Genomic DNA, 18,938 nt, shown 5'->3' on the forward strand with positions numbered 1-18,938 from the left:
ACGCATGGAGATAGCCAAGATGGTTGCCGCCAACGACTACGCGATCAAGGATATCGGTCTCGCCGATTGGGGCCGCAAGGAACTCGCCATCGCCGAGACGGAAATGCCCGGCCTGATGAGCGTGCGCGCCGAATTCGGCCCGTCGCAGCCGTTGAAGGGCGCCCGGATCGCCGGCTCGCTGCACATGACGATCCAGACCGGCGTGCTGATCGAGACGCTGAAGGCGCTCGGCGCCGACATCCGCTGGGCTTCGTGCAACATCTATTCGACGCAGGACCACGCCGCCGCGGCGATCGCCAAGTCCGGCGTCCCGGTCTTCGCCATCAAGGGCGAGAGCCTCGAGGACTACTGGGAATACACCCACCGCATCTTCGAATGGGCGGATGGCGGCGTTCCCAACATGATCCTCGACGACGGCGGCGACGCCACCGTGCTGGTCCATCTCGGCCTGCGCGCCGAGGGCGGCGACACCGCCTTCCTCGACAAGGCTGAGAACGAGGAAGAGGAAGTCCTCTTCGCCGCGATCAAAAAGCGCCTCGCTACCAAGCCCGGCTGGTACGGTGAGATCGCCCGCTCGATCAAGGGCGTCACCGAGGAGACCACGACCGGCGTGCATCGCCTCTACGAGATGCAGAAGAAGGGCACGCTGCTCTTCCCGGCGATCAACGTCAACGACTCCGTCACCAAGTCGAAGTTCGACAACCTCTATGGCTGCCGTGAATCGCTCGTCGACGGCATCCGCCGTGGCACCGACGTCATGATGTCGGGCAAGGTCGCGATGGTCGCCGGCTTCGGCGACGTCGGCAAGGGTTCGGCCGCTTCGCTGCGCCAGGCCGGCTGCCGCGTGCTCGTCTCCGAAGTCGACCCGATCTGCGCCCTGCAGGCGGCGATGGAAGGCTATGAGGTCACGACGATGGACGACGCCGCCCCGCGCGCCGACATCTTCGTCACCGCCACCGGCAATGTCGACGTCATCACGATCGACCATATGCGCGCCATGAAGGATCGCGCCATCGTCTGCAACATCGGCCACTTCGACAGCGAGATTCAGATTTCGGCGCTGCGCAATCTGAAGTGGAACAATGTGAAGCCGCAGGTCGACGAGGTCGAGTTCGCCGACGGCAAGCGCATCATCCTTCTGTCGGAAGGCCGACTGGTCAATCTCGGCAACGCCACCGGCCATCCGAGCTTCGTGATGTCGGCGTCCTTCACTAACCAGACGCTGGCGCAGATCGAACTCTGGACCAAGCCGGGCCAGTACGAGAAGAAGGTCTACACGCTGCCGAAGCACCTCGACGAGAAGGTGGCGGCGCTGCATCTCGCCAAGATCGGCGTCAAGCTGACGATGCTGAACGAGAAGCAGTCGGCCTATATCGGCGTTTCTCCGGCCGGTCCGTTCAAGCCGGACCACTATCGTTACTGACCGAATAATCCGGCGCTGACGATCCGTCGCAGTCGAGCGCTACCCATCGTGGTTCGAGAGAGGCATGAGCGCTATATTTTGAGTGTCCATCGCCTTAACTGGCGGTTAACCACGATCATCTGACAATCCAGGGCCATGCGGATCCACCGCATGGCCTTTTTCTCGTCGTCATCGGCTTCACACCGGATTCCCCCTGCCGCTACATTGGGGATGATTCGCATGAGAGCCGGAGTTCGTAGTCGGCGCCGGGACGGGTCGATACATTACTCTGACGGCGGAAGGGCCCTGCCGCATGCTCTGGCATCGCAGGAATATGGATGGAACTCGCGGTGCACGCCGCTGGAGCCTCGTCCGGCCACATCTGCGCCAGACCCTGCTCGCCGCCACCTCCCTGACCGGTCTTGCCCTGTCCGCCGGCGAAGCGCTCGCCGCCGGGCCGGTCGCCGCGACGCTGAATGCCGGCAACACCGCCCTGACGAGCGCGCTGCTGGGAGTCGTCGCCTTCTCCGTCCTCGGCGCCATGGCGCTGATGCGAGCGCGCAACCGGGCGGAAGCCGAGAATGCCGCGCTGAAGCTTCGCCTGGCGGACTTCAAGGCCGGCGCCGATCGCGCCGAGGCGCTGGTCGATGCCGAGGACCAGCGTCTGGTCGCCTGGAGCGCTCCCGGCGAGCCGCCGCTGGTGATGGGGCGCCTGCCGAAATCCTGCGGCGCGCCGGAAGATCGCTCCGCCTTCCTCGCCTTTGGCGCCTGGCTCGAGCCGATGGCCGCGAGCTCGCTCGATACGGCGATCGCAACCCTGCGCAAGCGCGGCGAGATCTTCGCGATCACGCTCGAGACTGGCAATGGCAGCTTCGTCGAGGCGGTCGGCCGGACCGCCGGCGGCCGCGCCGTGGTGCGTTTCCGCGATCTCTCGGGCGACCGGCTGGCGCTGGCCGAGCTGGAGGCGCGCCACCATCGCCTGACCGAGGACGTCGAGGCGATGCGGGCGCTGTTCCAGGCGACCTCGATGCCGGCCTGGATCCGTGGCAGGGATGGCAAGCTGTCCTGGGTCAACAATGCGTTTGCCCGCGCCGTCGAGGCGCGCGACCCGGTCGACGCCGTCACGCGCAATCTCGAATTCCTCGATACCGCCGGCCGTGAGGCGATCGGTTCCGGTCACGATGGCCAGCCGGTTTCGGAGCGCCGCCTGCCGGCCATCGTCGCCGGCGCCCGGCGCATCTTCGACGTCGTCGACGTTGTCTCCGGCACCGGCAGCGCCGGCATCGCCATCGACGCGACCGAACTCGAGACCGTGCAGAACCAGATGAAGCGGCTGGTCGAGTTCCATGCCCGGACGCTCGACCAGCTGGCCACCGCCGTTGCCGTGTTCGGCTCCGATCGCCGGCTGCGTTCCTATAACGCCGCCTTCCGCTCGCTGTTCGGCCTCGAGGCCGGTTTCCTCGACAGCCAGCCCGACGAGAGCGCCGTGCTCGACCGGATGCGCGCCAGCCGCCGCCTGCCCGAACAGGCGGACTTCAAGAGCTGGCGCAACGACCTGCTCACCGCCTACCAGTCGCTCGATGCGCGCGAGCATTGGTGGCACCTGCCGGACGGCCAGACGCTGCGCGTCCTCGCCAATCCGCATCCGCAGGGCGGCATCACCTGGATCTACGAGAACGTCACCGAGCAGCTGGAGCTGGAGAGCCGCTACAACGCGCTGTCGCGCGTGCAGGGAGAGACGCTCGACCATCTGGCCGAAGGCGTCGCGGTGTTCGGCTCGGATGGACGCCTGCGGCTCGACAATCCCGCCTTCGCGCGGATCTGGCGGCTCGATCCGGCCTTCCTGGCCGGCCATCCCCATATCAGCGAGGTCGAGCGCGCCTGCCGCCGCCTCCATGACGCGCCGGCCGCCTGGACGCGCTTCACCGCCTCGGTCGCGGGTCTCGACGAGGGCCGCGCCCCGACGTCCGGGCGCATGGAGCGCTCCGATGGCCGCGTCGTCGATTATGCGACCGTGCCGCTGCCCGGGGGGCAGACCATGGTCACCTTCATGGACGTCAGCGATACGGTGCAGGTCGAGCGCGCCCTGACCGACCGCAACGAGGCGCTGGAAGCCGCCGACGGGCTGAAGAACGCCTTCATCCAGCATGTGTCCTATGAGCTGCGCTCGCCGCTCACCAACATCATCGGCTTCACCCAGCTGCTTTCGGACGTCTCGATCGGGCCGCTGACCGAGAAGCAGCAGGAATATACCGGCTACATCCTGTCCTCGAGCGGCGCGCTGCTCGCGATCGTCAATGACATTCTCGACCTCGCGACCGTCGACGCCGGCATCATTGCGCTCGAACTGGGCGAGGTCGATATCGAGCGCACGGTCGCTGCGGCGATCGAGGGCGTGCGCGACCGGCTGCAGGAATCGCAGCTGCTGTTGCAGACGCGGATCCCCGCCGGCATCGGCAGCTTCATCGCCGACGAGAAGCGCGTCCGCCAGATCCTTTACAACCTGCTTTCGAACGCCGTCGGCTTCTCCTCGCTCGGCAGCTCGGTCGTGCTCAGCGCCAGCCGCACCGCCGAGGCGATCGTCTTCAGCGTCGAAGACCAGGGCCCGGGCATTGCGCCGGAATTCCTCGCCTCGGTGTTCGATCGCTTCGAGAGCCGCGCCGCTGGCTCGGCGCGCGGCGGTGCCGGCCTCGGCCTCGCCATCGTCAAGAGCTTCGTCGAGCTGCATGGCGGCACGGTCAGCATCCGCTCCGAGGAAGGTCGCGGCACGGAGGTCAGCGTGCATCTGCCGATCCGGCCGACCGAGCTCGCTGTTGCCGCTGAATGAGCCCGCTGGATCCGATCCGGGTTGAGCTGCCCGACGAGGCGGCCACCATCCGTCTCGCCGAGGACGTCGCGGCCAAGCTCGCCATCGGCGACGTCATCGCGCTGCGCGGCGATCTCGGCGCCGGCAAGACCAGCTTCGCCCGCGCGCTGATCCGTGCCGTCGCGGGCAATTCCGAGCTCGAGGTACCGAGCCCGACCTTCACCATCGTCCAGACCTACGATACCCGCCTGCCGATCGCTCATTTCGATCTCTATCGCCTCGGCTCCGCCGACGAGCTGGAGGAGATCGGCTTCGACGAGGCTGTGAGCGAGGGCGTCGTGCTGGTCGAATGGCCGGAGCGGGCCGAGGAAAGCCTGCCGGCCAACCGGCTCGAGATCGCGCTTGAGATCCATGGCGCCGGCCGCGTGGCGACGCTTTCGGGCGATGCCGGCTGGCTGAAGCGGCTGCGGCGCACGCTGGCGATCCGCGCCTTCCTTGCTGCCGCCGGCATGGCGGATGCCATCCGCCGGCATTTGCAGGGCGATGCGTCGACGCGCGCCTATGAGCGGGTGGAGACGCCGGATGGCCGTCGCGCCGTGGTGATGGACGCGCCGGAGCGGCCGGGCCCGGCGGTGCGCGATGGCCGCACCTATGATGACCTCGCCCATCGTGCCACCAATGTCCGCCCCTTCGTGGCGATGAGCGACGGCCTGCGCGCCGCCGGCCTCTCGGCGCCGGCGATCCTGGCCGCCGACATGCCGGCCGGGCTGCTGCTTGTCGAGGATCTGGGCAGCGAGGGCGTGCTGACCGGCGGCGCGCCGGATCCCGGGCGCTATGGCGTCGCCATCGATGTGCTCGCGGCGCTGCATGCGGTGCCGCGTCCCGTCGATCTGCCGCTGCCGGACGGCACGATCCATCGCATTCCGCCCTTTGACGAGGGGGCGCTGGCGATCGAGGTCGACCTGCTGCCGCGCTGGTACGCGCCCTATGTCAATGGCGAGCCGCTGTCCGACGAGGCGGAGATGGCCTTCGTCGCGGTCTGGTGCGAGCTGTTCGAGCGGTTCGACGCGGCCGAGAAGAGCTGGCTGCTGCGCGATTTCCACTCGCCCAACCTGCTCTGGCTGTCGGAGCGCGAGGGATTGCGGCGGATCGGCATTCTCGACCATCAGGATGCGATGATCGGCGCCTCGGCCTATGACGTCGCCTCGCTTCTGCAGGACGTCCGCGTTTCGGTCGAGCCGGCGCTGGAGCATCTGCTCGCCGATCGTTATGTGGCGGCGCGGCGAGCGCTCGGGACCTTCGACGAGGCCGCCTTCCGCGAGGCCTATGCGATTTCCGGGGCGCAGCGTGCGACCAAGGTGCTGGGCGGATTTGCCCGCCTGGCGGCGGCGGCGGGCAAGCCCCAATATCTTCGTCACATTCCCCGTGTAAGGGGCTATCTGCGGCGGTGTCTGCGCCATCCGGTTCTTTCCGGTCTGGCACTCTGGTATGAACGATACCTGCCGCTCGACGACTGACGGCGCCTTCGAGGCGGCCGAAGCCAGAGCCAAGAACAACGGAATTGTCCGAGACCGATATGCCGACCTCCCATCTCAACACGCCGATCCATCCGAAGCGCGCCATGGTGCTCGCCGCCGGGATCGGCAAGCGCATGCGGCCCGTCACGGCAACGGTTCCCAAACCCCTGATCGAGATCGCCGGCCGCTCGCTGATCGACCATGCGCTCGATCGCCTCGCCCACGCCGGCGTCGAGGAGGCGGTGGTCAATGTCCACTACCTCGCCGATCTCGTCGAAACCCACGTCAGGAAGCGCACGGCGCCGAAGGTCATCGTCTCGGACGAGCGCGGCGCGCTGCTCGAGACCGGCGGCGGCATCACCAAGGCGCTGCCGCTACTCGGCGACGAGCCGTTCTACGTGATGAATTCGGATTCGTTCTGGCTGGAGGGGCCGCGCCCCAATCTCGACTGGCTCGCCCGCGCCTGGGACGACAGCAAGATGGACGCGCTCCTGATGCTGGCGCCGACGGTGACCGCGATCGGCTATCCCGGCCTCGGCGATTTCATCATGGACAAGGACGGCCGGCTTTCCCGCCGCGTCGAGCGCACGGTTGCCGCCTTCGTCTATTCCGGCACCGCCATCCTGTCGCCGCGCTTCTTCGCCGATGCGCCGGAAGGCTCGTTCTCGTTGAATGTGCTGTTCGACCGCGCCATCGCCAGGGACCGCCTGTTCGGCATCCGCATGGACGGCACCTGGCTGCATGTCGGCACGCCGGAAGCGATCCGCGAGGCCGAGATGTCGGTTTCCGAAAGCGCAGCCTGAGGCACGATGACGAGGTCGAACCCGCGCGTCTTCACGATCCCGCCGGGCACGCCCTTCCTGCCGACCCTCGTCGATGCGCTGTTCTCCGGCCGCTTCGGAGCCATTCCGAATCCGGCTAAGGATCCGCTGGCGCTCGCCGATATCACCATCCTCGTGCCGACGCGCCGCGCCGCGCGCTCGCTGCATGCCGAAATCCTGGAACGGCTCGGCGGCCGCGCCGCCATCCTGCCGGCGATCCGGCCGATCGGCGATGTCGACGAGGAGGACCAGATCCTCGAGGCCGCCGCCGACGATCCGGATGGCCGCCTCGTCCTGCCCGAAGCGATCTCGAGGCTCGACCGCCTGCTGGTGCTGACGCGCCTGACGCTCGCCTGGGGGCGGGCGGTGCGGCGCGAACTGCTGTCTCTCTCCGAGGACGACCGCGTGCTGGTGCCGGCCTCCGCCGCCGACGCGTTCCATCTTGCCGGCGACCTCGCCCGGCTGATCGACGACATCGAGACGACGGGCATTGCCTGGGAGAAGCTGGAGACGCTGGTCCCCGAGGACCTTGCCCGTTACTGGCAGATCTCGCTCGATTTCCTGCGCATCGTCGGCGTGCACTGGCCGGCCTTCCTCAACGAGCGCGGCCTCGCCGATCCTTCGGTCCGGCGCGACCACCTGCTCCGCGCCGCCGCCGCGCGTCTCGCCGCCTCGCCGCCGCGCGGCCTCGTCATCGCCGCCGGCTCGACGGGCTCGATCCCCGCCGTCGCCGAGCTGCTGTCGGTCATCGCCCATCTGCCGAACGGCGCCGTCGTCATGCCCGGCATCGATACCGAGCTCGACGCCAATGGCTGGATGGCGATCGGCGGGCTCGCGGCGCCGACCCGCTCGGCGCCCGGCCATCCGCAATATGGCCTGAAGCAGCTGATCGAGACGATCGGCGTCGAGCGCGACGAGATTGTGTCGCTTGGCGCGATGACGCCGGAGATGGCCGAGCGCGTCCGCCTGATCTCGGAGGCGATGCGGCCGGCCGAGACGACCGAGGACTGGGCCACGGCGCCGCCCGTCGCGGCGTCGGCGATCGGCGATGTCGCGCTGGTCGTCGCCCGCACCGAGCAGGAAGAGGCCGTCGCGATCGCGCTCGCCATGCGCGAGGCGATCCGCGAGCCGGGCCGGACGGCAGCGCTGGTGACGCCGGATCGCCGCCTTGCCGGCCGCGTCGCCATCGAACTCGGACGCTTCGGCCTCTCGGTCGATGATTCCGCCGGACGGCCGCTGATGACGTCTTCGCCCGGCACGCTGGCGCGCCTGCTGGTGGCGGCGGCAAGATCGAATGGCGCGCCGCTCGACCTGCTGGCGCTGGCCAAGCATCCGCTCGCCTCCTTCGGCCTTGGGCGCGCCGCCTGTCGCGCCGCGATCGACATTCTCGACCTGGTGCTGTTCCGCGGCCAGCTGCTCGCCGATGGCGTCGAGGGGCTGGTCGAGGCGCTGGACCAGGCCGAGGAAGACCTGCCGAAGGGCCGCTACGCGCCGCAGGCGGTCAAGCGTCTGGCGCCAACGGAATGGCAGGCCGCGCGCGATCTCGCCGGCCGCATGGCCGAGGCGATCGAGCCGCTTAGCCGACTCATGGATGGCGTCAATGCCTCCGACGCCAAGGCGATGACGGCGGCGCTGGTCGCCGCGCTCAAGCTCGTCGCGGCGCGCGAGGATGGCAGCGACGACGTCCTCTGGGCCGATGAATCCGGCCAGGCGCTGGCGACGCTGCTCGCGGGGCTGATGAGCGACGACGCCGAGGCGCTCGACATGGCCGGCTACGAATATCCGGGCTTCCTCGACGCGACCATGGCCGGCGTCGGCGTGCCGGCGCGGCCGGGCTCCGATCCGCGCCTGTTCATCTGGGGCACGCTCGAAGCGCGGCTGCAGATCGTCGACCTGATGGTGCTCGGGGGGCTCGACGAGGGCGTCTGGCCGTCCGAGACGCGCACCGACCCTTGGCTGTCGCGCTCGATGCGGGCGGAACTCGGTCTGGAGGCGCCGGAGCGCAAGCTCGGCCAGTCGGCGCATGACTTCACCAGCGCCTTGTCAGCCGGCAAAGTAGTCGTCACCCGCGCCGAGCGCCGGGGCGGCACGCCGACGGTCGCCGCGCGCTGGCTGCAGCGCCTGCTCGCCCGCCTCGGCAAGAGCGAGGCGAAGGCGCTTGGCCTCCGCGGCCTGCGCTATCTCGACTGGGCCCGTGCGCTCGACCGCACGGCGCGGCCGGTCCCGGTGCGCCGTCCCGAGCCTTTGCCTCCGCTGGAGGCGCGCCCACGCCGGCTTTCGGTCACCGAGATCGAGACTCTGATCCGCGATCCCTATGCGATCTATGCGCGCCGTATCCTGAAGCTCGATCCGCTCGACCCGATCGGCGTCGTGCCGGACGTGGCGCTGCGCGGCACGCTGATCCATGATGCTCTGGGCGATTTCGTCCAGGAATGGGAGGGCCCGTTTGACGCCACGGCGTTGACGGCGCTGATCGTCGTCGGCCGCCGTGTCTTCGCGCGGATCGAGCCGTTCCCGGCCGTCTATGCGCTGTGGTGGCCGCGCTTCTTGGCGATTGCCGAATGGTTCATCGGCTGGGAGGCGGGCCGAAGCTCGGTCGCGCGGCGCCTTGCCGAGATCGGCGGCGCCTGGGCCTTCCAGACGCCGGCCGGCGAATTCAAACTCACCGGCCGCGCCGACCGCGTCGATGTCCGGCTCGATGGCTCGCTGGAGATCCTCGATTTCAAGACCGGCTCGCCGCCGAGCGCCAAGCAGCTCTCGACCGGCCTCGCGCCACAGCTGGCGCTGGAAGTGGCGATGGCGCGCGGCGGCGGCTTTCGCGAGGTCGACGCCGGCGTATCGGTGTCCGTGCTCGGCTGGCTCGGCCTCGGCAAGGTCGGCAAGGGCGATCCCTTCTCCTCGGCCGTCACCAAGGACAAGACGGCGGACGAGCTGGGCGACGAGGCCAAGGAACGCCTGCATGCGCTGATCTCGGCCTTCGACGACCCGAAGCGCGCCTATGTCTCGCGGGCGCGGCCGATGTTCGAGACCCGCTTCGAGAGCCCCTATGATCATCTCGCCCGCATCCGCGAATGGTCGCTCGGCGACGGCGAGGAGGGCGGCGAATGAGCGGCGTGATCTCGGTTGACGCGAAGACGAAGGATACGCAGGCACGGGCGACCGATCCCGAGGCCTCGGCCTGGGTTTCCGCCAATGCCGGCTCCGGCAAGACCTATGTGCTGGCGCGGCGGGTGATCCGCCTGCTGCTGAACGGCGCCGATCCGGCCTCCATCCTCTGCCTGACCTTCACCAAGGCGGCCGCGGCCGAGATGTCGAGCCGCGTGTTCGAGATCCTCGCCGGCTGGACGACGATGGCCGATGCCGAGCTCTCGGCGATCCTGGCCGACTACCAGGGCGTGCCGGCGCTACCCGCCCATCTCGTCAGCGCCCGTCGGCTGTTCGCCCGTGCGCTCGAAACGCCGGGCGGGCTGAAGATCCAGACCATCCATGCCTTCTGCGAAAGGCTGCTGCACCAGTTCCCGTTCGAGGCCAATGTCGCCGGCAGCTTCGAGGTGCTGGATGATCGCGGCGCCTCGATCCTGATCGCCGATGCGCAGCGCCGGGTCATCGCGCGCGCGTCGCTGGAGGCTGACACCGCGCAGGGCCGAGCGTTCGCGCGGGTGCTGGAAGCGGCGAGCGACCAGGGCATCGAGGCGGCGCTGGCGGCGATCGTCTCGTCGCGTGACGCGGTGCGCGAGTTCATCGTCGGCGCCGGCGATCTCGCAAGCGGCCTGCGTGACCTCCGCCGCGCGCTCAGCCTCGGCTCGGGCGAGACGGCGGAAAGTCTGCGCGATCGCCTCGGTTCGGAAATCCCGTTCGATGATGCCGAGCTTCGCCAACTGGTCGACCGGCTCGCTGCCAGCGGCGCCAACGACAAGAAGAGCGCGGCGCGCCTCGCGCCGATCCTGACGGCGGAGACGATGGAAGGGCGGGCGACCGCTTGGCTCGCCTATCTCATGACCAGCGATGGCCGCAAGCTGCGCGAGGTCAGCGGCCTCGCCGCCAAGGCGATCCGCGATGGCTGGCCCGGCCTGGAGGAAACGCTCGGCGACGAGCGCGACCGCATCGAGATGCTGCTCGACCGGATCGCCTCGGCCGAGGCCTATGCGGTGACGAGCGCGCTGCTGACGCTCGGCGACGCGGTGATCGGCGATTACGAGCGGGCCAAGCAATTGCGCGGCGCGCTCGATTTCCAGGATCTCGTCGTCAAGACCGCCAATCTGCTGTCGCGTTCGGATGCCGCCGCCTGGGTGCACTACAAGCTCGATCGCGGCCTCGATCATATCCTCGTTGACGAGGCGCAGGACACCAGCCCGCGCCAGTGGCAGGTGATCGAGCGGCTGGCGGGCGAGTTTTTTACCGGCCAGAGCGCGCGCGACGTCATCCGCACCTTCTTCGCCGTCGGCGACGAGAAGCAGTCGATCTATTCGTTCCAGGGCGCCGTTCCCGCCTGGTTCGCCCGCCAGCGCGAGGCGATTTCGGCGCGCGCCGACGAGGCCAGGGCACTCTGGCATAACCTTGAACTGCAACTCTCCTTCCGCTCGACGCCGGATGTGCTGGCCGCGGTGGATGAGATCTTCGCGCCCGAGGATGCGCATGCGGGCCTGACGCAGGCGAAGGCGGCCCCGGTCCATGCGGCGGCGCGCCGGCTCGACCCCGGTCGCGTCACCTATTGGCCGCCGATCGAGGCCGACAAGCCGCCGCAGCCGGACGACTGGCACACCCCGCTCGACCGTCTCGACGCCAAGAGCCCGGAAGTCCGGCTGGCCGAACGCATCGCCGAGACGATCGCCGGCTGGAAGCGAGACAAGGCGACCATCGCCGCGACCGGCAAGCCGATCCGCGAGGGCGGCATCCTCGTGCTGACGCGAAAGCGCGGGCCGCAGACCGACGCCATCAACCGCGCGCTGAAGGCGGCGGGGCTTTCGGTCGCCGGCGCCGATCGGCTGGCGCTGGCCAGCCACATCGCCGTGCTCGACCTGCTGGCGCTGGCCGAGATCCTGCTGCAGCCGCGCGACGATCTCGCGCTCGCCGCTCTGCTGAAGAGCCCGCTGATCGGCCTCTCCGAGGAGCAGCTTTTCGAGCTGGCGCATCCGCGCGGCGGTTCGCTCTGGTATGCGCTCGACCGCTCGACCGATCCCGACGCGATCGAGGCCTCGGCGCGGCTGAAGGGCTGGCGCAGCCGGGCCGAGTTCATGAGCCCCTACGCCTTCTTCGCCCGCATCCTCGGCCCCGATGGCGGTCGCAAGCGGTTGCTGGCGCGGCTAGGGCCGGAGGCCGACGATGTGCTGGACGAGTTCCTGGCGCAGGCGCTGGCGCATGAGCAGGCCTCGGTGCCGTCGCTGCAGGGCTTTGTCGGCTGGATGCGCGAGGCGGCGACCGAGATCAAGCGCGACGCCGACCTCGCCCGCGACGAAATCCGCGTCATGACCGTGCACGGCGCCAAGGGGCTCGAGGCCGATATCGTCTTCCTGGTCGATACCGGCTCCAAGCCGGTGCATGCGAGCCATGATCCGAAGATCGTGGCGCTGGCGGAGGATCCCGACGCCGCCGATGGCGCGCCGCTGGTCTGGATCGCGCCGGGCGCGCGCAAGCCGCAGATTGTCGAGGATGCGATCGGCACGCTCCGCGACAAGGCGCGCGAGGAATATCGGCGGCTGCTCTATGTCGGGCTGACGCGGGCGCGCGACCATCTTGTTGTCTGCGGCACGGTGAAGGCGAATACCGGCGCCGATCTGCTCTGGCACGAGCTGGTCGGCAAGGCACTCGGCGTTGACGGTCATCCCGTACCGGTCGATCTGCCGAGCGAGAGTTTCGAGACGATCGAATGGCGGCAGGACTGGAGCCGGCAGGCGGTTCCGCCGCTCGCCGATGTGGCGGGCTCCGGCGAGCGCGTCGTCGAAGCCCTGCCTGACTGGCTGGCCGAAAATCCGCCGCCGCCCCCGGCGCAGCCGAAGCGGCTGACGCCCTCGGCGGCGGTCGGTTTCGCTGAGGCCGAGCCCGCCTTTCCGCCGGTGACGGCGCTCGATGCAAGGCTCGATCCGGCCGCGCTGACGGCGCTCGATCGTGGAAGGATCATCCACCGCCTGCTGCAGGCGCTGCCGGACCAGCCGGCGGAACAGCGCGCGGCGGTGGCGACGCGCTATCTGGAAGTGGTCGGTCGCGAATGGCCGGAAGCGGCCCGCCAGGGCCTGCTCGACCGGATCCTGCCGATCCTCGACGACGACAGCTTTTCCGCCCTGTTCGGGCCGGAGAGCCGCGCCGAGGTGCCGATTGCCGGCACGATCGAGACGCGGAGCGGCATGGCGTCGGTCTCCGGCCGCATCGACCGGCTTGTCGTGCTGCCCGACCGGGTCATCCTCGTCGACTACAAGACCAACCGGCCGGCGCCGCGCGAGCTTGCCGAGGTGCCGGAGGCGCATCTGGCGCAGCTGGCGCTTTACCGCGCGCTGCTGTCGGCGCTCTATCCCGACCGGCCGATCGAGACGGCGCTGCTCTGGACCGAAATCCCGCTGTTGATGGCGATCCCGTCGGAGTTGCTCGATAGTCGCATGGCTGCCATTACCGCGGGGTGAAATCCGATTGCCTTGACCGGCAAGAGGCGGGTTCCTACCTTAGAACCACTCTCCTCCATCCCTTTGAGGCTTGCCATGGCGACTGCCAAAGTAACGGATAGTTCCTTCGACGCCGACGTTCTGGGGGCATCCGGCCCGGTCGTCGTTGATTTCTGGGCGGAATGGTGCGGTCCCTGCCGCATGATCGCGCCGGCCCTGGAAGAGATCCAGGCCGAGATGCAGGGCAAGGTGACCATCGCCAAGCTCAATATCGACGAGAACCCCGACATTGCCGTGCGCTATGGCGTGCGCTCGATTCCGACGCTGATTCTGTTCAAGGACGGCGAGCCGACGTCGATCCAGGTCGGCGCCGCGCCGAAGAGCCGCCTGGCCGACTGGATCAAGGGCGCGATCTGATCGCCTTTCGAACCGATCCGGATATGGAAACGGGACCCGCTGGGTCCCGTTTTCGTTTGGGCGTGTGGCCGGGTCAACGGCCACGGATTGGGTATCAGGCCGGCAACGTTCCGTTAGCCGCCAGCACCGCGCCGCCGAGATAGAGCGAGCCGCAGATCAGGATGCGCGGCGCGATGCCGGGCGGCAGCTGCCGGCGGATCGCGGCGAGCGCCGCCTCGACGCCCGTCGTCGCCTCGGCGCTGAGCCCGGCGGCCTCGGCGGCGGCGGCGAGTTCGACCGGGTCGCGGCCGGCATTCGAGCCCTCGATCGGCACGGTATAGACATGCCGCGCCAGCCCGGCGAAGGGGCGGAAGAAGCCGACCGGGTCCTTGGTCACGAGCATGCCGGCGATCAGGTAGAGCGGCCGCGAGACGCGCTCCTCGAGATCGGCGACCGCCTCGGCGACGACCAGGCCGGCGCCCGGATTATGGCCGCCGTCGAGCCAGACCTCGGATTCGGGCGGCGCCTGGTCGACCAGCTTGCCGCTGGAGAGGCGCTGCATCCGCGCCGGCCATTCGACGCCCTGCAGGCCCGCCTCGATCGCCGAGACCGGCACGTCCAGGCTGGAGCGGCGCAGCGTTGCGATGGCGGTGCCGGCATTGACGAACTGGTGCCGGCCGGGCAGGCGCGGCGGCGGCAGGTCGAGCAGGCCGTCCTCGTCCTGGTAGACCAGCCGGCCGCGCTCGGGATGCGCCACCCAGTCCTGGTTGCCGAGGAACATCGGCGCGGCGAGACGGGCGGCGTCGCGCTCGATCACCTCGCGCACGATCGCCGGCTGCGGCGCCACCACCACCGGCCGGCCGCGCTTGATGATGCCGGACTTCTCATGCGCGATGCCGTCGAGGGCGCTGCCGAAGAACTTTTCGTGGTCGACCGAGATCGGCGTGATCACGGCGACGTCGGGCCGGTCGATGATGTTGGTGGCGTCGTAGCGCCCGCCAAGGCCCACTTCCAGCAGCGTCACATCGGCCGGGTGTTCGGCGAACAGCTTGAAGGCGGCGGCGGTGGTAATCTCGAAATGGGTGATCGGCGCGCCGTCATTGACCTTTTCGATGTCGAGAAGCGTGTCGACCAGCTCGTCCTCGCTCACGAAGCGGCCGCCGCCCTTGCGGCCGAGGCGGATGCGCTCGTGGAAGCGGACGAGATGCGGCGAGGTGTAGACATGCACCGTGAGGCCGGCCGCCTCCAGCATGGCGCGCAGGAAGGCAGTGGTCGAGCCCTTGCCGTTGGTGCCGGCGATATGCAGCACCGGGCCGAGCTTCGTCTCGGGCGAACCGAGCTTCGCCATCAGCGGCTTCAGCCGGTCGAGCGAGAGGTCGATTTCCTTGGGGTGAAGCTGGAACAGGCGCTCCAGGATGACGCTGCTGCGGTCCATGATACGGTCCATGACGCGATCCCGTGGCGTGGCGATTCCCCACGCAATGCCGGTGGCGGCCGTGGAGCCGTTCACGTTTCAAGGAAACGTTGAACGGCTCCGGTTCGTTTCTAGCCGCGTTTTCCTCACGCGAACCGGAGGCACTTCGCTAGAAAACGCTTTGTGGCCGCCGACCGTGATGTTGTGTTGTGCGGGCGCTCGGCGTCGGTCAGGACGCCAGCGCGACGTCCTGCGACGGCGCCGGCTTGGCCTTCGCCTTGGCGCCTTCCGGCTTGTCGGCCGGCTTTGCCGGCTGCGGACCGAGCAGGCTGCAGAGCCGGGCGATGGTCTGGCGCAACTCGTGGCGATGGACGACGAGGTCGACCATGCCGTGGTCATGCAGGAATTCCGAGCGCTGGAAGCCCGGCGGCAGCTTTTCGCGGATCGTCTGCTCGATGACGCGCGGTCCGGCGAAGCCGATCAGCGCGCCCGGCTCGGCGATCTGAATGTCGCCCAGCATGGCATAGGAAGCGGTGACGCCGCCCGTGGTCGGGTTGGTCAGCACGACGATATAGGGCAGCTTCGCCTCGCGCAGCGCGATGACGCCGGCGGTGGTGCGCGGCAGCTGCATCAGCGACAGGATGCCTTCCTGCATGCGCGCGCCGCCGGAGGCGGCGAACATGACGAAGGGCTGCTTGCGCTTCAGCGCCGCTTCCATGCCGGCGATGACCGCTTCGCCGGCGGCCATGCCGAGCGAACCGCCCATGAAGTCGAAGTCCTGCACGGCCGTGACCATCGGCACGCCCTCGACGGTGCCGGCGCCGACCAGGATGGCGTCCTGCAGGCCGGTCTTGGTGCGGGCGTCCTTGAGGCGGTCGGTGTAGCGGCGCTCGTCGCGGAACTTCAGCGGATCGACCGCCACGTCCGGCACGGTGACGGCTTCATACTTGCCGTCGTCGAAGAAGTAGGCGAGCCGCTTCGGCGCGCTCATGCGCATGTGATAGCCCGAGTTCGGGATCACATAGTGGTTGGCCTCGAGGTCGCGATGGAAAACCATCTCGCCGGTCTCGGGGCACTTGATCCAGAGGTTCTCGGGAACCTCGCGCTTGTTCAGGAGGCTCTTGATCTTCGGACGGACGACGTCGTTGATCCAATTCATCGCGTGATCCTTGTTCAGGCGGCGACCGATTTGCGGGAGGCGCGAACGCCGCCCGAAAGCTCGGAGACGAGGGCCAGGACGGCCGGTACGGTGGCGGCCGTGGCGCGGCCTTCGCTGTCGAGCGAGCCGGCAACGGCCGATACGATGGCCGAGCCGACCACGACGCCATCGGCATTCGCGCCGATCGCTGCCGCCTGCTCGGCTGTCCTGACGCCGAAACCGACGGCAACCGGTAGATGGGTGTGACGCTTGATCCGCGCAACGGATTCGGCGACGCGCGAGGCGTCGGGGGCTGCCGAACCGGTGATGCCGTTGATCGAGACGTAGTAGACGAAGCCCGAGGTGTTCTCGAGCACGGCGGGAAGCCGCTTGTCGTCGGTGGTCGGCGTGGCGAGGCGGATGAAGTTGAGGCCGGCCTCGAGCGCCGGGATGCAGAGTTCGTCATCGGCCTCCGGCGGGAGGTCGACGATGATCAGGCCGTCGACGCCGGCGGCCTTGGCCTCGGCGACGAAGGCTTCCGAGCCGTGGCTGTAGATCGGGTTGTAGTAGCCCATCAGCACGATCGGCGTCGCATCGTCCGACTGGCGGAACTCGCGGACGAGGTCGAGGGTCTTCACCAGCGTCTGGCCGCCCTTCAGCGCGCGCAGGCCGGCGGCCTGGATCGCCGGGCCGTCGGCCATCGGATCGGAAAACGGCATGCCGAGCTCGATGACGTCGGCGCCGGCGCCGGGCAGCGCCTTCAGGAGCGCGAGCGTCGTGGCGGGATCGGGGTCGCCGGCGGTCATGAAGGTGACGAGCGCCGGCCGGCCCTCGGACTTCAGGGCCGCGAAGCGGCGATCGATACGGGTTTCAGTCATGGAACGTGCCGCCTCTTGCTCAGATATCCATACCGAGCAGCTTGCCCACAGTGTGGACGTCCTTGTCGCCGCGGCCGGAGAGATTGACGATGATGATCTTGTCCTTGGCCATGGTCGGCGCGACCTTGATCGCCTGCGCGATGGCATGGGCCGATTCCAGCGCCGGGATGATGCCCTCGACGCGGGTGCAGACCTGGAAGGCGTCGAGCGCCTCCTGGTCGACGATCGGCACGTAGTTGACGCGGCCGGTGTCGCGCAAGAAGCTGTGCTCGGGGCCGACGCCGGGATAGTCGAGGCCGGCCGAGACCGAATGACCCTCGAGGATCTGGCCGTCGGCATCCTGCAGCAGATAGGTGCGGTTGCCGTGCAGCACGCCGGGGCGGCCGCCATTCATCGAGGCGGCGTGGCCGTTCTCGATGTCGAGGCCGTGGCCGCCGGCTTCGACGCCGACGATCTCGACGTCCTTGTCATCGAGGAAGGGATGGAACAGGCCGATGGCGTTCGAGCCGCCGCCGACGGCGGCGATGATCATGTCCGGCAGGCGGCCTTCCTGCTCCAGCATCTGGGCGCGGGCCTCGGTGCCGATCACCGACTGGAAGTCGCGCACCAGCTCCGGATAGGGATGCGGGCCGGCGGCGGTGCCGATCAGGTAATAGGTGTTCTCGACATTCGAGACCCAGTCGCGCAGCGCCTCGTTCATGGCGTCCTTGAGCGTGCCGTTGCCGGCGGTGACCGGATTGACGGTCGCGCCGAGCAGCTTCATGCGGAAGACGTTCGGCGCCTGCCGTTCGACGTCGGTGGCGCCCATGTAGACGACGCAGGGCAGGCCGAAGCGGGCCGCGACGGTGGCGGAGGCGACGCCGTGCTGGCCGGCGCCGGTCTCGGCGATGATCCGCGTCTTGCCCATGCGCTTGGCGAGCAGGATCTGGCCGAGGCAGTTGTTGATCTTGTGGCTGCCGGTGTGGTTCAGGTCCTCGCGCTTGAAGAAGATGCGCGCGCCGCCGAGATGCCTGGTCAAGCCTTCGGCGAAATAGAGCTTCGAGGGCCGGCCGGCGTAGTAGGTCGAGAGGGCCTGGAGCTCGGCCTTGAAGGCCGGGTCGGCCTTGGCGTCTTCATAGGCCTGCTGCAGTTCGAGGATCAGCGGCATCAGCGTCTCGGCGACGAAGCGTCCGCCATAGATGCCGAAAAAGCCGCGTTCGTCCGGGCCGGTCTTGAAGGAATTGGGCTCGACAGGAGCGGTCACGACGAAATCCTCTCGCCGGCAATCGTCCGGCCTTGGTCAGCTGTGGGTCGGAAGCCGCGGATCGCGGCGATGAAGGCGCGGATCCGCGCGGGATCCTTGATGCCGGGCGCGCTTTCCACGCCCGAGGAAGCGTCGATCCCGAACGGCCGCGTCAGCGCCAGAGCCTCCGCGACGTTGTCGGCATCCAGCCCTCCCGAAAGCATATAGGAAAGGCCGGGGTCAAGCGCATCGAGCAGATGCCAGTCGAAGGTGACGCCGTTGCCGCCGGGGTGGGCGGCGCCCTTGGGCGGCTTGGCGTCGAGCAGCAGGCGGTCGGCGACCTCGGCATAGGCCGGCACGCCGGCGATATCCTCGGCGGAGCGGATGCCGAGCGCCTTCATCACTTTGAGCCCGAACCGCTGCCGGATTTCGGCGACGCGGGCGACGCTCTCGCCGCCATGCAGCTGCAGCCAGTCGGGCTTCACCGTGTCGACGATCGCGGCGAGGCCGGCATCATCCATGTCGACGGTGAGCGCGACGATCTCGGCGCGGCCGCGGGCCCGCGCCGCGAGAGCCGCGGCGCGCTCGATCGAGACGGCGCGCGGGCTCTTCGGGAAGAACACGAAGCCGACCATGTCGACGCCGGCGTCGAGCGCGGCATCGAGCGTCTCCTCGGTGGAGAGACCGCAGATCTTGACGATCACGGACATAGCGTTACCGACATGGCGTCACGGTCTCGGGCGTCCGAGCT

General features: G+C 68.8%; 12 protein-coding genes. 7 read left to right on the top strand and 5 right to left on the bottom strand.

All coding sequences use genetic code 11. The annotated features are described in order from the left end of the window. Positions 1 to 19 precede the first annotated feature (19 nt). The 7 genes from ahcY to trxA all read left to right on the top strand — a co-directional run bounded on the left by ahcY (position 20) and on the right by trxA (position 13,556). Positions 20 to 1,423 (top strand): adenosylhomocysteinase, encoded by a 1,404-nt coding sequence (ahcY, locus tag OSH07_RS00690; protein ID WP_266336686.1) that lies wholly within the window; start codon positions 20 to 22, stop codon positions 1,421 to 1,423. Positions 1,424 to 1,736: 313 nt separating this feature from the next. Further along, complete coding sequence (locus OSH07_RS00695) at positions 1,737 to 4,229, top strand: sensor histidine kinase (RefSeq protein ID WP_266336687.1); 2,493 nt, start codon at positions 1,737 to 1,739, stop codon at positions 4,227 to 4,229. Further along, positions 4,226 to 5,725, top strand: coding sequence for a tRNA (adenosine(37)-N6)-threonylcarbamoyltransferase complex ATPase subunit type 1 TsaE (tsaE, locus tag OSH07_RS00700; RefSeq protein ID WP_266336688.1), 1,500 nt, complete (start codon positions 4,226 to 4,228; stop codon positions 5,723 to 5,725). The genes OSH07_RS00695 and tsaE overlap by 4 nt, the downstream gene beginning before the upstream one ends. A gap of 59 nt (positions 5,726 to 5,784) precedes the next feature. After that, on the top strand, positions 5,785 to 6,528 hold the full coding sequence (locus OSH07_RS00705; protein ID WP_266336689.1) for a nucleotidyltransferase family protein: 744 nt from the start codon (positions 5,785 to 5,787) through the stop codon (positions 6,526 to 6,528). A 6-nt stretch (positions 6,529 to 6,534) separates the two neighbouring features. Beyond that, positions 6,535 to 9,654, top strand: a complete 3,120-nt coding sequence (addB, locus tag OSH07_RS00710; RefSeq protein WP_266336690.1) for a double-strand break repair protein AddB — start codon at positions 6,535 to 6,537, stop codon at positions 9,652 to 9,654. After that, on the top strand, positions 9,651 to 13,160 hold the full coding sequence (addA, locus tag OSH07_RS00715) for a double-strand break repair helicase AddA (RefSeq protein WP_266336691.1): 3,510 nt from the start codon (positions 9,651 to 9,653) through the stop codon (positions 13,158 to 13,160). Before addB ends, addA begins: the two co-directional genes overlap by 4 nt. A gap of 75 nt (positions 13,161 to 13,235) precedes the next feature. Then, positions 13,236 to 13,556, top strand: coding sequence for a thioredoxin (gene trxA, locus OSH07_RS00720; RefSeq protein ID WP_266336692.1), 321 nt, complete (start codon positions 13,236 to 13,238; stop codon positions 13,554 to 13,556). Positions 13,557 to 13,650: 94 nt separating this feature from the next. On the opposite strand, the gene OSH07_RS00725 is transcribed toward trxA, so the two are convergent. From OSH07_RS00725 to OSH07_RS00745, 5 genes are all read right to left on the bottom strand, one after another. Beyond that, on the bottom strand, positions 13,651 to 14,970 hold the full coding sequence (locus tag OSH07_RS00725; protein ID WP_266337348.1) for a bifunctional folylpolyglutamate synthase/dihydrofolate synthase: 1,320 nt from the start codon (positions 14,968 to 14,970) through the stop codon (positions 13,651 to 13,653). 208 nt (positions 14,971 to 15,178) lie between these two features. Continuing rightward, a complete protein-coding gene (gene accD / locus OSH07_RS00730) occupies positions 15,179 to 16,108 on the bottom strand; it encodes an acetyl-CoA carboxylase, carboxyltransferase subunit beta (RefSeq protein ID WP_266336693.1) in 930 nt (309 codons plus the stop codon). A 14-nt stretch (positions 16,109 to 16,122) separates the two neighbouring features. Continuing rightward, positions 16,123 to 16,965 carry a tryptophan synthase subunit alpha gene (gene trpA / locus OSH07_RS00735; protein WP_266336694.1) on the bottom strand — a complete coding sequence of 281 codons (843 nt, stop codon included), beginning with the start codon at positions 16,963 to 16,965 and terminating at the stop codon, positions 16,123 to 16,125. Between the two features lie 19 nt (positions 16,966 to 16,984). Further along, positions 16,985 to 18,208, bottom strand: a complete 1,224-nt coding sequence (trpB, locus tag OSH07_RS00740; RefSeq protein ID WP_266336695.1) for a tryptophan synthase subunit beta — start codon at positions 18,206 to 18,208, stop codon at positions 16,985 to 16,987. Next, complete coding sequence (locus tag OSH07_RS00745; RefSeq protein WP_266336696.1) at positions 18,205 to 18,897, bottom strand: phosphoribosylanthranilate isomerase; 693 nt, start codon at positions 18,895 to 18,897, stop codon at positions 18,205 to 18,207. The genes trpB and OSH07_RS00745 overlap by 4 nt, the downstream gene beginning before the upstream one ends. Positions 18,898 to 18,938 lie beyond the last annotated feature (41 nt).

The organism is Kaistia nematophila (assembly GCF_026343855.1).
GTDB classification, from domain to species: domain Bacteria; phylum Pseudomonadota; class Alphaproteobacteria; order Rhizobiales; family Kaistiaceae; genus Kaistia; species Kaistia nematophila.

Coding starts and splice junctions, on each gene's coding strand:
- OSH07_RS00705 (WP_266336689.1), top strand. CDS start 5,785: ATGCCGACCTCCCATCTCAACACGCCGATCCATCCGAAGCGCGCCATG.
- trpA (WP_266336694.1), bottom strand. CDS start 16,965: ATGACTGAAACCCGTATCGATCGCCGCTTCGCGGCCCTGAAGTCCGAG.
- addB (WP_266336690.1), top strand. CDS start 6,535: ATGACGAGGTCGAACCCGCGCGTCTTCACGATCCCGCCGGGCACGCCC.
- addA (WP_266336691.1), top strand. CDS start 9,651: ATGAGCGGCGTGATCTCGGTTGACGCGAAGACGAAGGATACGCAGGCA.
- OSH07_RS00695 (WP_266336687.1), top strand. CDS start 1,737: ATGGATGGAACTCGCGGTGCACGCCGCTGGAGCCTCGTCCGGCCACAT.
- ahcY (WP_266336686.1), top strand. CDS start 20: ATGGTTGCCGCCAACGACTACGCGATCAAGGATATCGGTCTCGCCGAT.
- OSH07_RS00725 (WP_266337348.1), bottom strand. CDS start 14,970: ATGGACCGCAGCAGCGTCATCCTGGAGCGCCTGTTCCAGCTTCACCCC.
- trxA (WP_266336692.1), top strand. CDS start 13,236: ATGGCGACTGCCAAAGTAACGGATAGTTCCTTCGACGCCGACGTTCTG.
- accD (WP_266336693.1), bottom strand. CDS start 16,108: ATGAATTGGATCAACGACGTCGTCCGTCCGAAGATCAAGAGCCTCCTG.
- tsaE (WP_266336688.1), top strand. CDS start 4,226: ATGAGCCCGCTGGATCCGATCCGGGTTGAGCTGCCCGACGAGGCGGCC.
- OSH07_RS00745 (WP_266336696.1), bottom strand. CDS start 18,897: ATGTCCGTGATCGTCAAGATCTGCGGTCTCTCCACCGAGGAGACGCTC.